The organism is Pseudomonas sp. LY-1 (genome assembly GCF_053502595.1).
Map to the genome: position 1 here is coordinate 460,008 of NZ_CP094353.1, position 15,769 is coordinate 475,776.

At 58.2% G+C, this 15,769-nt stretch carries 9 protein-coding genes and 1 pseudogene; 8 read left to right on the forward strand and 2 right to left on the reverse strand.

Annotated elements, in window-relative coordinates:
- The 6 genes and pseudogenes from pgaC to MOQ67_RS02115 all read left to right on the forward strand — a co-directional run bounded on the left by pgaC (nucleotide 1) and on the right by MOQ67_RS02115 (nucleotide 12,663).
- Nucleotides 1–1,341 carry a poly-beta-1,6-N-acetyl-D-glucosamine synthase gene (pgaC, locus tag MOQ67_RS02090; protein WP_017845518.1) on the forward strand — a complete coding sequence of 447 codons (1,341 nt, stop codon included), beginning with the start codon at nucleotides 1–3 and terminating at the stop codon, nucleotides 1,339–1,341.
- Between the two features lie 2 nt (nucleotides 1,342–1,343).
- Nucleotides 1,344–1,826: a poly-beta-1,6-N-acetyl-D-glucosamine biosynthesis protein PgaD gene (gene pgaD / locus MOQ67_RS02095; protein WP_104904157.1), complete on the forward strand. Its 483-nt coding sequence runs from the start codon at nucleotides 1,344–1,346 to the stop codon at nucleotides 1,824–1,826.
- A 432-nt stretch (nucleotides 1,827–2,258) separates the two neighbouring features.
- Nucleotides 2,259–3,980: a ShlB/FhaC/HecB family hemolysin secretion/activation protein gene (locus tag MOQ67_RS02100; RefSeq protein WP_046385104.1), complete on the forward strand. Its 1,722-nt coding sequence runs from the start codon at nucleotides 2,259–2,261 to the stop codon at nucleotides 3,978–3,980.
- A gap of 31 nt (nucleotides 3,981–4,011) precedes the next feature.
- Nucleotides 4,012–10,908 (forward strand): two-partner secretion domain-containing protein, encoded by a 6,897-nt coding sequence (locus MOQ67_RS02105; RefSeq protein WP_448675813.1) that lies wholly within the window; start codon nucleotides 4,012–4,014, stop codon nucleotides 10,906–10,908.
- 28 nt (nucleotides 10,909–10,936) lie between these two features.
- A complete protein-coding gene (locus MOQ67_RS02110; protein ID WP_126585958.1) occupies nucleotides 10,937–11,329 on the forward strand; it encodes a hypothetical protein in 393 nt (130 codons plus the stop codon).
- A 162-nt stretch (nucleotides 11,330–11,491) separates the two neighbouring features.
- Nucleotides 11,492–12,663, forward strand: a pseudogene (locus MOQ67_RS02115) (IS4 family transposase).
- A 443-nt stretch (nucleotides 12,664–13,106) separates the two neighbouring features.
- On the opposite strand, the gene MOQ67_RS02120 reads toward MOQ67_RS02115, so the two are convergent.
- Together MOQ67_RS02120 and MOQ67_RS02125 are read right to left on the reverse strand one after the other, a co-directional pair.
- Nucleotides 13,107–13,409, reverse strand: coding sequence for a hypothetical protein (locus MOQ67_RS02120; RefSeq protein ID WP_046385098.1), 303 nt, complete (start codon nucleotides 13,407–13,409; stop codon nucleotides 13,107–13,109).
- 313 nt (nucleotides 13,410–13,722) lie between these two features.
- Entirely contained in the window at nucleotides 13,723–13,980 is a 258-nt protein-coding gene (locus MOQ67_RS02125) for a hypothetical protein (protein WP_046488837.1), read from the reverse strand.
- Between the two features lie 508 nt (nucleotides 13,981–14,488).
- Between MOQ67_RS02125 and MOQ67_RS02130 the strand changes: the two genes are divergently transcribed.
- Nucleotides 14,489–14,881, forward strand: coding sequence for a DUF2846 domain-containing protein (locus MOQ67_RS02130; protein ID WP_173677843.1), 393 nt, complete (start codon nucleotides 14,489–14,491; stop codon nucleotides 14,879–14,881).
- A 216-nt stretch (nucleotides 14,882–15,097) separates the two neighbouring features.
- Nucleotides 15,098–15,718, forward strand: coding sequence for a hypothetical protein (locus MOQ67_RS02135; protein ID WP_046488829.1), 621 nt, complete (start codon nucleotides 15,098–15,100; stop codon nucleotides 15,716–15,718).
- Nucleotides 15,719–15,769: the final 51 nt, after the last annotated feature.

Consider the following 15,769-nt stretch of genomic DNA (forward strand, 5'->3'; position numbering starts at 1 on the left):
ATGTTCGATAGAATCCTGGCTTTATTCGTACTGGCGTTGGTATTGGGCGTGCCCCTGGGCTTGATCTTCCTGATCACCGGGCAATTCCTGATGGACTTCGTGTTCTTCTACCCGCTGTTCATGTCGGCGCTGTGGATCGCCGGCGGCCTGTACTTCTGGCTGCACTGGGAGCGCCACTGGCCGTGGGAAGAAGACACGCCGGCGCCGACCCTGGCCGGCAACCCGCTGATCTCGATCATCATCCCTTGCTACAACGAAGGCGATAACGCCGCCGAGACCATTCATGCGGCGCTGGGCCAGGTGTACCCGAACATTGAAGTGATCGCCGTCAACGACGGCTCCAAGGACAACACGGCAGCGGTGCTCGATGCCTTGGCCTTGGAGCATCCGCGCCTGCGGGTGCTGCACCTGGCGCAGAACCAGGGCAAGGCCGTGGCCTTGCGCATGGGCGCCGTGGCGGCGCGCAGCGAGTACCTGGTGTGCATCGACGGCGATGCGCTGCTCGACAAAAACGCGGCGGCCTATCTGGTTGCGCCGATGCTCGACAACCCGCGCCTGGGCGCCGTCACCGGCAACCCACGCATCCGCACGCGCTCGACCTTGATCGGCCGCGTGCAGGTCGGCGAGTTCTCCTCAATCATCGGCTTGATCAAGCGCACCCAGCGTGTGTTCGGGCGGATCTTCACGGTCTCCGGTGTGGTGGTGGCGTTCCGTAAAAAGGCGCTCGACCGCGTCGACTACTGGAGCACCGACATGATCACCGAAGACATCGATGTCAGTTGGAAGCTGCAACTCGATCACTGGAGCATCTTCTACGAGCCGCGCGGCCTGTGCTGGATTCTCATGCCCGAAACCGTCGGTGGCCTGTGGAAACAGCGCCTGCGCTGGGCCCAGGGTGGCGCCGAAGTGCTGTTCAAGAACATCCGAGGCATCTGGCAATGGCGGCATCGCTACCTGTGGCCGCTGCTGTTCGAATACTGCCTGTCCACCGGCTGGGCCTTCACCTTCCTGTTGTCGGTGATCTTCTGGGGGGTGGGCAAATTCATGGTCTTGCCCCAAGCGATTGCGGTGGACTCCCTGGTGCCTCCGGCCTTTACCGGGCTGGTGCTGGCGATGGTGTGCCTGGTGCAGTTTGCCGTGAGCATCCTGATCGACCGGCGCTACGAAAAAGACCTGTGGAAAACCCTGTTCTGGACCGTGTGGTACCCGATGGTGTTCTGGCTGATCAGCTTGTTCACCACGCTGGTCAGTTTTCCCAAGGTGTTGTTCAAACAGCATCAGAAGCGCGCACGCTGGGTCAGCCCGGATCGCGGTATCAAACCTGCCAATGAGGACGTGTGATCATGAAACTGGTCCGAACTCGTCAACACCCGGTGATGTGGGGCATCGATGTGCTCTTGACCCTGCTGGCCTGGGGCGGGCTGATTTGGCTGCTGATGCGCGGCATTACGTCGATGCTGGACAGCCATGGTGGCCCGCGCCTGGAAGCGCCGATTTTCGCGGCGCTCAACACCCTGCAGATCTACCTGTGGATCGCCCTGTTCAACGCTGTGATCCTGATCAGCTGGGCGCGTTACCAGCAACGCAAGGGACGCAAGTTCGCCCAGCGCCGCGCCGAGGTCAACAGGCTCAGCGACAAGCACCTCAGTGAAAGTTTTAAGCTGGAGGAGGGGGCCCTGGAGCAACTGCGCAGGCCGGGTGTGCTGGTCATCCACAACGATGAGCATGGCGGCGTCGAGGACGTGAAATCCCATGTCTCCCGCGACGTGGAACGCCCGCCGCTGACCCTGGTGCCCGGCCAGGAAAAAGGCAAGGACATCGGCTGAAGGCCAAACCACGCCGCTCTTTGTGGTCGCTGTGGAGCCCCGGCGAGGCTCTACAGCGCCTCCAGCGGTTCTGCAGCATCAGGTTTGCCGCTCGTCGCCAATCGGTTTGCCCTGCAATCTCAATAAATGAGCCCTGGTTCACAAAACTCCTGCGAACTTTTCCGTCTTTCCCGGTACTAACCTAACTCGGCAATAACTTGATGGCCAAGTAGTGGCAATTAATAAGTTATTCGCTGAATCAACATCAAAATAGTTGCCGTTTGTCGGAGTAATACTTTCGGTGAGCGCTTGCTTATCTGTTTTGATTATTTTTATGGTTATAAATCAGTGTATTGCAGAACTATCTAGAACTTTCGTGCAACTAATCCAGTCCCTTGGGTCCGCCGAAGTTCGATGTTAGTTTGCCGCGCCTTGATTTTCGACGGATCGAACATGTCTTTGTTATTGCCACGGACTCGGTATCTTCTGTGTACTTTGCTGCTCGCCTGGTTAAGCCTGAACAGCGCCACGGCCGCCCCCACGCCGGGCGATCAGGACCTGATCCGCGACCGCCAGAACCGCCTGCTCGACGAGCAGCGCCGGCGCCTCGACGAGCTCAAGGATCTGCCCGGCAAAGAAGCCAAGCCCCAGGCCCCGGCCACGCCCGCTGACAGCCGTTGCTTCCCGATCCGGGACATCACGCTCAAAGGCGCCGACAGCCTGCCCGCCACCGACCGCGAGCGCCTGCTCAAACCCTATGTCGGCCAGTGCCTGGGCGTGTCGCAGCTCAATGAACTGCTCAAGGTCATCACCGATTACTACATCGACAAAGGCCGGGTCACCAGTCGCGCCTACTTGCCGCAACAAGACCTTTCCAGCGGTCACCTCCAGGTGCTGGTGGTCGAAGGCAAACTCGAAGGACTCAAAGGCGCTCAAGGCAGCAGCGTGACCGATCGCGAGCTGGCCATGGCCTTTCCCGGCAAGGTCGGCGAGGCGCTCAACCTGCGCGAAGTCGAGCAACTGGTGGACCAGCTCAACCGCCTGCCCTCTAAGCAGGCGCAAATGGAACTGACCCCCGGCACCCAGGTAGGCGGCAGTGACGTCGTGGTCAAGAACACCCCGCAAAAGCCCTGGCGCGCCAGCCTGTCGCGCAACAACGACGGGCAGAAAAGCACCGGCGAACAGCAATGGGGCGCCGGCCTGGAGTGGGACAGCCCGCTCGGCCTGGCCGACCAACTGGTGCTGCGCGGCGGCCACGATGCCGTCAGCGACCACCAGAAAACCTCGAAAAACAGCATGCTCTACTACAACGTGCCGTGGGGCTGGTGGAACTTCAGTTACACCTACAACGAGAGCGACTACCGCACCTTTGGCGTGACCAACGACTACAAATTCAAGCAGAACGGCGACAACCAGAATCACCAGTTGCGCGCCGAGCGGGTGGTCCATCGTGACGATGTGAGCAAGACATCGCTGAACGTCGGCGTGGCGCACCTGCGCACCAACAACTACATCCTCGATACCCGTACCGCCTCGAGCAGCAACCGCCTCAGCGAATTGCAACTGGGCTTCAACCACGGGCGTCGCATCGGCAGCGGGTTCGTCAACGTTGACCTGGGCATGCAGAACGGCATCGGCTTGCTCGATGCCCAGGCCCAGGACGAGCGCGATGACGCAGGCAATCGGCAGCCCAACGCGCGCTATCGCAAATACACCGCCACCGCCAGCTTCCTGCAGCCGTTCACGCTGTGGGGCGAGTCGTTCAGTTTTTCCAGCCTGGCCACCGGCCAACGCAGTGAAGACATCCTGTTCAGCCCGCAGCGCATCAGCCTCGGCGGCTCGGCCTCGGTGCGCGGCTTCAAAGACCAGCAACTGAGCGGCGACAGCGGCGGCTACTGGCGCAACGACGTGCGCTGGGCGCGCCCGGTGACGCTCGATTGGCTGCGCCCGGCCTTTGCCGAATACGGCGCCAGCGTCGGCTACGACCAAGGTGTGATCAGCCACGGTCGCTACAACGACGACGTACACGGTCGGGTCTCGAGCAACTCCCTGGAGCTGTTCGCCCGGGGCAAACACGTCAGCACCAGCGTGACGTTTGCCCATTCTTTGGAACGCCCGGCAGTGATGAGCGAGCGCGAAGCGCCGATCTACTTCCGCATGGATTTCTTCCTGTAATTCAACGCCCCGTTACATCGAGAATTTGAAAATGGATGTTCGCCAATTTGCCTTCCTGGCCCGCCAACCTTCTGCCGCCCTGAAGCCGCGCGACGCGTTCTTCGGCCTGCCCAAGCGCGGGCTGGCATTGATCCTCGCCAACGCGCTGTTCTGGCAGCCGCTGCTGGCCCAGGCCGAGGGCATCGTGGTCAGCGCGCCCGGCACCACCGTCGGCGCCGCGGGCAATGGCGTGCCGGTGGTGAACATCGCCACACCGAACGGCAGTGGCCTGTCGCACAACCAGTTCAAAGACTACAACGTCGGCCCCAACGGCGTGATCCTCAACAACGCCAGCGGCGCGGTGACCAACACCCAGCTGGGCGGCTACATCGTCGGCAACCCCAACCTCAAGGGCGGCGCGGCCAGCGTCATCCTCAACGAAGTCAACGGCGGCAACCCCAGCCAGTTGCGCGGCTACACCGAAGTAGCGGGTCAGTCGGCCAAGGTCATCGTCGCCAACCCCTACGGCATCAGTTGCAACGGCTGCGGCTTCATCAACACCCCCAACGCCACCCTGACCACCGGCAAACCCGTCATCGACACCGTCGGCCGCCTGGACCACTACCAAGTCGACGGCGGCGCCGTGACCATTGACGGCCAGGGCCTGAACGCGAGCAACGTCGACCGCTTCGAAATCATCACCCGCTCGGCCAAGATCAATGCGCAGATCAATGCGCGCCAGCTCACCGTGATTGCCGGGCGCAATGACGTCGACGCGCAAAGCCTGAAAACCACCGCGCGCGCCGACGATGGCAGCGCCAAGCCTGAGCTGGCAATCGACTCCAGCGCCTTGGGCGGCATGTACGCCGGCGCGATCAAACTGGTCGGCACCGAAGCCGGCGTGGGCGTGAAGCTCGACGGTACGTTGGCGGCCAGTGGTGGGGATATTCAGCTTGATGCCAATGGCCATTTGAGCATGGCGCAGGCAGCGGCCACCGGTAACGTCACGGTCAACGCGCAGAATATCGACCTCACCGATAAGGTCTACGCCACCGGCAACGTGCAAGTGACCAGCGCCCAGGCGTTGGTCAACCAGAAGAGTGTGGCGGCCGGTCAGCGTATCGAAATCAATGCGACGACAGTGACCAACCCCGGCATCATCGAAGCTGGCGTCGCCGCCGACAACACCCGCAATACCACCGGCGACCTGGTGGTCAACGCGCAAACTGTCAACACCACCGGCAACCTGCTGGCCAGCCGCACATTAGCGATCACTGCCGCGCAAACGCTGACCAATCAGGACGGCGTCATTCAGGGTAAAACCGTCAGCATCGATGCGGCCAAGTTGGTCAACCAGGGCGAAGTGGCACGGGTGTATGGCGTAAAAAGCCTGGCGATCAATGCGCCGGCCATCGTCAACCTGGGCGGTTTGCTCCGCTTCGGTGAAGGCCAGGCGGCGACCCTCGACAGCGCGTCCCTGGACAACCGTCAGGGCCGTATCGAAATGGCCGGTGGCAGCCTGGTGCTGAGCAGTGCCGCACTGAACAACAGCGAAGGCAAGATCATTGCTAGCGACTTGACGGTCAACGCGGGCCGCGTCAATAACCAGAGCGGCCTGCTCGTCGCCAACACCGTGACAGTGACAGCCGACACGCTCGACAACAGCAACGGCACACTGGCCAGCCAACTCGGCAACCTGAAGCTGACCGTTAAAGCCCTGACCAACCGTGGCGGCAAACTGTTCGGCAAAGAATTGTTAACCTTCGACGGTGCCACCCTCGATAACAGCGCCAATGGCCAGATCAGCGGCAACCGACTGGACCTGACGGCTCGCGACACGCTCACCAACCGTGGCGGCCTGATCGAAGCCAGCCAGGGCCTGACCCTCGGCGGCGGCAATCTCGACAACAGCGCAGGCGGGCAAGTACGCAGCCTGGCTGGCACCAGCAGCAGCAGCCTCGACTTCAGCGGTCAGGTGAGCAACCAAAAGGGCATTCTTGAGTTTGGTAGCCAGGCCTTCAGTCTCGACGCCGGGCACTTGAACAACCAAGCCGGTCAATTGCAGCACGCCGGCAGCGGCCTGTTCCGCGTCAAAACCGCCAGCCTCAGCGGCAGCCAAGGCGACATCAATGGCCTGGGCACCGCCGACTGGTCCTTCGGTACTGTCGATGGCCTCGGGCGTGTGCAACTCAATGAACGCCTCACTTACACAAGCACCCAGAACCTGACCCTCAAAGCCGGCGACCGCATGGCCAGCGCAAAAGGCCTGGTGCTTGACGTGGCCAGCCTCGACAACGGCGGCGAACTGCTCAGCGACGGCGACCTGAGCATCACCCTCAGCGGCGACATGACCAACAGCGGCCGCGTGTCGGCCCTGCAAAAACTCAGCGTGCAGGCCAATAGCCTCAGCCAGAACGGTGGGCGCCTGGCGGGCAACACCACCCAACTGAACCTGCGCGGCACCCTCGACAACCTCGGCTACCTCACCGCACGTCAGCAACTGGATATCGCCGCGCTGCAAATCAACAACCGTGGCACCCTCGGTGCACAGGGTGCAGTGAACCTCAGCGCCGTCAACGGCATCACCAATGGAGCGGATTCGCTGCTATTCAGCGGTGCCGACCTGACCTTGCGCGGCAACGGCTTCAGCAACGTTTATGGCGACGTTTACACCCAGGGCAACCTGACGTTCGCCGCGCGTGATGGTGGTCAGGCGGCAGTGTTCAGCAACCTGTCGGGCACGGTTGAAGCCGAAGGCTCTATCGGCATCAACGCCGCATTCGTGGAAAACGCCAAGGCCGTGTTCGAGCTGGGGCGGACCGTGACCACCGGGAGTGTGTACTGGCAATGCGGCCAGCACTGCGACGGGGACTACTCGTACAAGCGCGGCGAGATACGCATCAACCAGACCTTCCTCGAATCCGCGCTCAAGGACTCGGCGCCCGCGCGCCTGGTCGCCGGCAAAGACATGCTGATCCAGGGCGACAACGTCCAGAACCGTTACAGCCTGCTGGCCGCCAACGGCAACCTCGGCATCGTCGCGAATAACCTGCTCAACCAAGGCGCGGGCACCCGCACTGGGCAGAACAGCATCGTTATCGGCACTCCGCGAAGAATTGACAAACATTACTGGGACCACGTTGAGTACGTCGAAGTCCCCGCGTTCAGCGCCGCCGTTGCTGCCGGTCACTTCGACCTGGCGACGTTTGAAGCGCTCAAGGCGCGCTCCAGTGACTGGCGTTTTGCCGAGGCAAGTAACGTCACTACCTGGACCGTAAAAGATGCGCTTGTCTACAACGCCACCCTGCAAGCCGGTGGCACCGTCGACCTGTCCAAAGTCGTCAACACCGTGCAAAACGGCACGCTGCTGGAAAACCAGAAAGCGCAACTGACCGGCACCCTCGACAACGACCAGACTGGCATCCCCGTCGGCGGCATTAACATCAGCCTCAGCCAGCAGGCCAGTGCCCCTGGCTCGGCGTTCACCCCAGTCGACCCGACCACCTCGCCGTATTTCAAACTGCCCAAGGGCGAGTACGGCCTGTTCGTCAAAAACGCCGACCCTACCAGCCACTACCTGATCGAAACCAACCCCCAGTTTGCCAGCCTCTCGGGCTTCTTCAGCTCCGACTATATGCTCGACAAACTCGGCTTCAGCGCCGACACCGCCTGGCGCCGTCTCGGGGATGGCCAATACGAAACCCGCCTGATCCGCGACGCCGTGCTCGCGCAAACCGGCCAACGCTTCCTCACCAGTGCCTTGAGCAGCGACGCGGACCAATTCCGCTACCTGATGGACAACGCGCTGGCCAGCAAAGACGCCCTGCGCCTGAGTCTCGGTGTGACCCTCACTAGCCAGCAAGTCGGCGCACTGACCCACGACATCGTGTGGATGGAAAATCGCGTGATCGACGGCCAGAGCGTCCTCGTGCCGGTGCTCTACCTGGCCCAGGCCGAGTCACGCAATGTACGCGGCAGCAGCCTGATCCAGGGCCGCGACCTCAACCTGGTCACTGGCGGCGACCTGCTCAACGTCGGCACCCTGCGCGCCAGCAACAACCTCTCCGCCGCCGCCGGCGGCAGTCTCTACAACGGCGGCCTGATCGAAGCGGGCAACAACCTGACCTTGCTGGCCCAAGACAGCATTCGCAACGCCATGGCCGGTGAAATTCGCGGCACCCAAGTCAACCTCGCCGCCCTCAAAGGCGACATCACCAACGACACCACCGCGATTCAAGTGCGCGATGGCGCGGGCATGCGCACCCTCACCGACAACGGTACTAGCACCATCAGCGCCCGCGACAACCTGGTGATGGAGGCCGGTCGTGACCTCATCAATCGCGGTGCGCTTGCAGGCGGCAACGACGTCACCCTCACCGCTGGCCGCGACCTCAGCCTGCTGCCCGTCAGCGATACCCGCGTGAAGCACGAATTCAGCGACGGCGGGCACAAATCCAGCATCACCACCGACGTCAAAAACCTCGCCGCCAGCGTTACGGCGGGGGGCAATCTGAATATGAAGGCTGGGCAGGATGTAAACATCATCGGTAGCACGGCCACCGCTGGCAAAGACATCAATGTCGACGTCGGGCGCGATTTCAACGTGGTGTCGGTCAGCGATGTGCACAGTGTTGAAGGTAAGGAAAAACACGGCAAAAAACGCATCAAGACGACGGATGAGCAGACCACCCAAGTGGCCAGTGTGTTGACCGCGGGTGGGGATTTCAGAAGTCAGGCCGGGCGTGATACGACGCTGGTGGCGAGCAAGATCAGTGCGGGGAATGAAGCGTATTTGTACAGCGGGGAGCAGATGAATCTGCTGGCGGCTGAGAACAGTACGCATACCTTGTATGACATGAAGGAGAAGGGAAGCTGGGGCGCTAAAAAGGCGCAGATGGACGAAGTAACCCGCACGACTCAAGTAGGCACCGAGATCAAGGCGGGCGGAAACCTCACTCTGAAAAGTGGTGGCGACCAGTTGTACCAAGTCGCCAAGCTCAACAGCGGCAAGGACATCATTCTCGATAGCAGCGGTGCGATCGTCTTTGAAGGAGTCAAGGACCTGCACGATGAGAGCCACACCAAGAGTAAAAGCGACCTCTCCTGGTTCAGCGCCAAAGGTAAAGGCAATACCGATGAAACCCTGCGTCAGAGCGAGCTGGTTGCTCAAGGGCAGCTTGTTATCAAGGCCGCCGAAGGCATTCGCATCGATGTCAAACAGGTTGATCAGCAGACCGTAAGCCAGACCGTTGATGCGATGGTAAAGGCTGATCCCAATCTGGCTTGGCTGAAGCAAGCTGAGGCACGTGGCGACATTGATTGGCGCCAGGTGAAGGAGATTCACGAGAGCTTCAAGTACGACAACTCGGGGCTGGGTGCCGGTGCCAAGATTGCGATTGCGATCATGATGGCGGCGATCATGGGCCCGGCTGGTTTTGGTCTAGGTGGCTGGCAACTGGCGGTCGCTACGAGCTTCTCTACTACGGGTGTTACCAGCACCATTAACAACAAAGGCAACCTCGGCAGGGCTTTGAAGGAAACCGTTAGTACCGACAGTCTTAAAAGCGCGGCGGTTGCTGGTTTTACGGCGGGTGCTCTGGAGTATGCCGACACTAATTGGTTCGCTGGTGCCGACAAAGCAGGTGCAAGTACTAGCACCGTCCAAGGTGTTAACCCGAGTGCGGGCTCAACCTTGGCGGTTACTAACTCCTCCAAAGACATTTTCACCTGGACGTCAGCGGGTGATATCGCCCTGCGCACTGGAGGTCGGGCGGTAATCTCTAGCGGGATTTCTACGGCCATCCAGGGCGGAAGTTTCGGCGACAATTTCAATGCTGCCTTGCTGGGAGAGGCTGGCAACGTTGCGATGGCTACCGGTTTTAATTGGGTGGGTGACTACGTCACGTTCCCGAATGGAAGCCCTCAAAAGATCATTGCTCATGCATTGATGGGCGGATTGCTGGCGGAAGCGACCGGCAGTGATTTCAAAACCGGGGCTGCGGCGGCTGGGTTGAATGAAGCGCTCATCAATCAATTAACTTGGGCCGCCCAAGGCAATAAAGACATCACTTTGATGCTTTCACAACTGACTGGGTTGTTAGCAGCGGCAGCGGTTGATGGTGATTTAGAGAAAGGCTCTCAGATTGCTCAGAAGGCGACGACGTTTAACTACCTTTACCACAAAGAAGTCGAGGAGATGCTTCGGGAGGTTGACAGCAAAAGTACGGAACAAGAGAAAAGGGCGGTTAGGGAGCGGTATGCGGCCCTTGATCAGCAGAGAAATGACGAATTGGATGCGCTCTGCGCGCGCGATCCGCAACGCTGCAGGGGTATTGCTATCTCGTTGGCGAACGATGATCAGAAACTCGTCGATCTGGTAGGTAAGCTTAGGTCCCAGGGGCAGGGTGGTGCTGCTTCTGCTGTAGGTTTTGTGATAGGGAGCAACCTAGACGCTTCCAGCAAAATTGCTGCAGATATCAGCTCTGCTGGCGGTGGGGTGTTGGTTAAGCTCGGGGCGGAGGCTATCAAGGCTGGAGTTGGAGTAACATTACCCTCGCGCTCTGGAGCAGGGAAAGGGAAGGGTAGTCAGGGTGAAGCTGTGGGTCCTGATGTACCGCAGGGTGCAAAAGGTGGGGCGAAGACTCCACAAACTGTAGAGGAAATATCAAACCCTCCACAGGCACCGGTAATTCCGTCAGGGTGGGTCAGTCGACCAGGGCGAAATGGTGGTGAAATCTACTTTCCGGCTGGTACTGATCCCGCGAAAGGGGAGCACATTAGAGTTATGCCGCCTGGCTCATCACCTGTTCCAGGATATGAGGACGGATACTGGCGTTGGCAGAACTCCGGCAAGCAACCGATGAATCCGTCGACAGGTAAGCCGGGTATCGGGCAGGGAGATACACATGTTCCGCTTCCACCAGACTCTTTACCGCCTGTTCGTCGTTGAAAGGCTATGGACTTAATTAGAGGGACATATGTACACATTGCCAGACGATTTTGATTTTCTGCTGCTTTCCGGGTGTTACTTGGAAATGGTTTGTTTTGGTGTGCGCGTCACAAGGCTGGACTTTTCACGCCCACAAATTGCACCCGGCGTTCCTCCATATAAGGTTTCCTTCTGTGTTGAAGCAGGATTGACGTATCAAGTTGGTGATGTTTCGGGGAGACGAGAATTCACGGATTCATCTACCAGTGCACCCTTGTTAGATTTTTTGTTGAAAGATGTCGTTTTGGTCGAGGAAGTCGAGACTGCTACATTGCAGGTATCATTCAGTTCTGGCGATAGGATTGTAATCGAGGCTGACTGTAGCGGTGACTATGAATCCTATTCGATTTATCTGGATTCTGGTGATGTTATAGTTGTTTAATTGGTGCAAGGTGGCAGTTCAGTAAGGGAAGAAGAAAATAGGGGGCAGACCCTGAGGGATCCCCGATTTTTCTTACAAAAAATCAAGAAGTTGGAATTATTGAAGAGGCCTGCATGAGTCGGCAACTTGGTTTGCACCACACAAAACTAAGATCCCGAACCCATGCAGGCCATTCGATTTTTACACAGAGCGCTCGCTCAAGCACTCCCCTCAATCCATTCTCGCCGCCTGACAACGCTGGTGAGTTGTGTCAGTTCGTTACTGCAGGGCCGTCGCCTAACACTGACGGGCCTCGGGCGCTCCATGCCGGGTCAGGCCTATCCCAAACATGCCATCAAGCGCGTCGACCGTCTGCTGGGAAATCAGCATCTGAGATCAGAACGCCCATTGTACTACTGGGTGATGCTACGAGCGTTGCTGGGCTCGTTGAAGCATCCGCTGATCTTGGTCGATTGGTCTCGAATTGATGCCCCTTGTTGAGAGCCGCAATCCCGCTGGCAGGTCGTTCGTTTCCTATTTATGAAAGTGTTCATGAGCGGGAAGGTTGCCCCAGGTATCAAAGTCGCCTGATTAAAACGCTAGCTGAATTGCTGCCTGATGGCTGTATCCCAATCTTGGTAACTGATGCAGGCTTCCGGCGGCCATGGATGAAGGCAGTAGCCGCGCAAGGCTGGTATTACGTGGCGCGCATACGTAACCGTGAGCTTTATCGTCGCGAAGAAAGTGAGTGGTTACCCGTGAAGAATTTGTATGCTCTGGCCACCTCATCGCCCAAGTCGCTGGGTCGAGTTGAGATGACCCGCAGCGCGCCTCACTTCATTGATTTGTACTGCGTTCGCCACTCTGCCAAGGGCCGTAAACATCAACGAGTCACTGGATCAGTCGCCAAAAGCAAGCTCAGCCGGCAGTCCGCCAGTCGTGAGCGAGAGCCGTGGTTGCTGGCAAGCAATCTGAAGCAAAGCGAGTGGAATTCAGCAAAAATCGTGGCCATTTATAAGCGGCGTATGCAGATCGAAGAAGGCTTCCGAGATGTGAAAAGTGAGCACTTGGGGCTGGGTTTGAATCTGCATCGAAGCAGGTGCCCAAAGCGAATAGAGGTGCTGCTGTTGATTGCTGCGCTCGCCAACTATCTCCTCTTTTTAACCGGGCTTCAGGCGCGAGAACGTGATTTGGAACGACGCTATCAAAGCAACAGCCTCAAGGTGAAACGTGTACTTTCATTGTGGCGGCTAGGCATGGAATATTGGCGCAGTTGTACAGATTTTGGTGGGCGAGAAGGCTTGGAGAAAGCCCTGCGTGATGAGGTGCGCCATCAGGCGCAGAGCCTGGAGTAGATTTGTGGGGATCCCTCAGGGTCAGACCATCACTCTCATTTTTTAAAGCGCAATTCTGCTGACCCTTATAAAAACTTGGCCTGACCGCGATTTCTCTCTCTAGGGCATGACCTGATCCATCTCAGAATCGTTCGCGGCGTGACTGCTTGCGCTTGCCCGCTTACTCGAAGTCGGAAAACTCGCCAGGCTCATGGGCGGCTCGGATTAGGAAGTCAGGCGTATTTCAGCACATTTGCGGACTTGTTCGGAGAATCCCTAACCGAGCCCGGCTCTTTCCGATTAAATGTTATCCTCGTCGGCCCCAACATCAATCTGAACTTGCAACACCTGGACAATTACAACGTTGGCTTTCATCGCCTAGTAACCGAGCGAAGCCAAACAGATAGCCTCGCCCCTGCTCATCCACTTTCACCGATCTTTTTTGATCTAAGACCTTTTATCAATCAAGCATTGAACCTGGTTTTAACTTCTCCACCACGCGCATAAGTCATCACAAACGAACTCCAATTTTCACCACGTCTGGTGGCGCACTCCCTCAACTCCTTCACCAAACGATAGAGGATTGCGCCATTGTAATCCGTTTCCGCATCCGTCACCCGAACCCCTTTGTTCTCGACAGTAAGAACAGTTTCTATATAACCCGCACCTACTGTTACCTCATAAAAAAAAGAGTCGTAGCCATCCACGATACCTGCATCTAGCAGCTCAAAAATCTGTTTCACTAACTGTACGTCTTGAGTAACCACTATATAACCTCCGGAATCTTATGAGCCTCATTTTCAAAGAAAACTTTTTCGGTCTTTCCATTTATCGTATAGGTCAACTCCATGTTATCAGGACGCGGGAAATAGGGGTCAGACCACATTTTGCATTTAAGGAGTTTTTGTGACTATTGTTCAGTCCTTTAAAAAGAGAGTTATCCGAGGAGTGGTATGTCGTCCGAAGGCTGTTTTTTCTTAGTCTTATAATGGTGGTCTGACCCCTATTTCTCTTTAATGGTGGGGCCTAGAGTTGATTATCTGCACAAACCGGGGCGGCACCAAGGCCGCCCGATTTTATTCAGGTTGGATCGGCATTGAGCCTGCGGCTGATCACATCCAACAAATCACACCCATCGCGCAGCGGAATCGCCAGTAGATGGGCAAAGTCTTGCAGCACCACGGCATCGCTGCTGAGCTGTTCGCGAAAGGCTAGGTTTTCCAGCAGTTGGGTGACGGCTTGGATGCGGTGCACGGCGGCGTCGTGGAGGACGTCGAGGGGGGCTTGGGTGTCGATGAGCAGTGCGGGGACGGTGCAGTCGTGGCCGGTCAGGGGCATGTAACGGTTCATAATTGGCACTCTGTTAAGTGGTTGAGGCCACCACTCAATCGTCGCCAAACGAATGGGTGGCAGCTGTACGCAGGTTGGCGAACCGGCAACAGAGTAAACCGGCAGACCCGGGGGTCTCCCGCGCACAGCCGCCATAAAAGGTACGACTTTGCGGGTGCAAAAACACCTGCATGAAAGCGGATTGCTTTTGCACTCTGTTGTCAGGTCGCCAAACCTGATCGCCATTTGGGCGACGGCCGGACTATAAGCCCCTCACCCAAAACCGCGCAAGGCATCAGAGTGATGGCACAATGCCTTATGCAATGCCATCCGCTGCCGACATACTGGTGATGCCCAGACGCATCAAAAATCTGAACCGGCCTTCGCCGGCGTTTTCGAATCCGCCCCACCGCTACCCACAAGGAAGAAATACATGATCAAGTTGTTCTGCAAAGGCGCTGTCGTTGTGTCCCTGGCCACGCTGTTTGGCTGTTCTTCGACCCCGTCGGTGGAGAAGATGCAGGCTGACGTGGCGAGCTATTCGCTGCCCAAGGCTGCCGTGGCCGATAAAGGCCTGGTGTATGTCGTGCGCCCTAGCAACGTCGGGATGCTGGTACGGTTCAACGTGTTCCTGGATGACAAGGAAGCCGACTCGGAGATGGGTTACAACCGCGGTAACCAGTACATCTATTTTTTCGTGACGCCGGGCAAGCACGTGATCAGCTCCAAGGCTGAAAACTGGGCGGACATGCCAATCAACGTCAAGGCCGGTGAGGTGGTTTACCTCAAGCAGGAAGTCGAAATGGGCTTTGCCGTGGCGCGCAACAGCCTCAAAGTGCTGAGCGATCTGGAAGGCCGTTATCTGGTCAAGGATGCGTCCTTGGGCACCGTGGCAAAAGAAAGCAAGTAAGTTAAAAGCGCTTAAGGCGGCCGAGCTCGGAGCCCGGCCGTTGTCGCTGTTCATCCGCCCTGCACACTTAGCTTGATAAGGGGCTGACACGCGACTCTTCAACCCTCGTTGACTGACACGCGACATAAGTCGGAGTGGCACCGTATGGACGCAAATCCCCCGCTAAACGCCCGACCCTTCCGGCCCGCAATTGTTTAGACCCAAGGAAGCTCTTCAATGAAAATGCATCGTTTGTTTATCTCGCTCACTGCTCTGGCGACCTGCACCAGCAGCTTCGCCGCGGCGCCTGCCCTGCAAAGTTTTCTCGCCTGCGACCAGAACTCCCTGGCGGTGGTAAGCCAGCCGGGGCTCAAGGAACGTGTCGCCCATAAGGTGGAGAACGGCAAGATCACGCTCAGCGGCGGCACAAAATCCGATATGGGCCAGCGCTGGATGTTCGACACGCCACTGACGCTTGACGGTATGACCTTGACCGGCTTTTTCGCCGAAGACCAGGACCTGATGGGCTCGCGGATCATCAACTGGGGTTTCTACACCGAGCAGGCGCCCGACGCGCTTTACGCACAGCTGAGTAAAGTTCCGGGTACGGAGTTGGAGAAAGCCAACGGTATCTACGCTCGTGCGCAGATCTGGTCGCATAAGCAATCAGCCTGGGTGCCGGAGGGTGGCGATGACAATGCAGGCAAGCTGGTCACCGATACGGCCGAACGCATCTTGATGGTCGAGCCCGCCCCCAGTGACCTGGCCAAGACCAGCAATGGCATGATCACCTGCTCGGTTCAGGGCGCGGTGAGCGCCGCGATGCTCAAGATCACTCGACCTGACCTGATCAAGTGAGCTGAGGCAGGCAACGATACCGCGGGCATGCTCAATGCCTGCGGTGTTCTC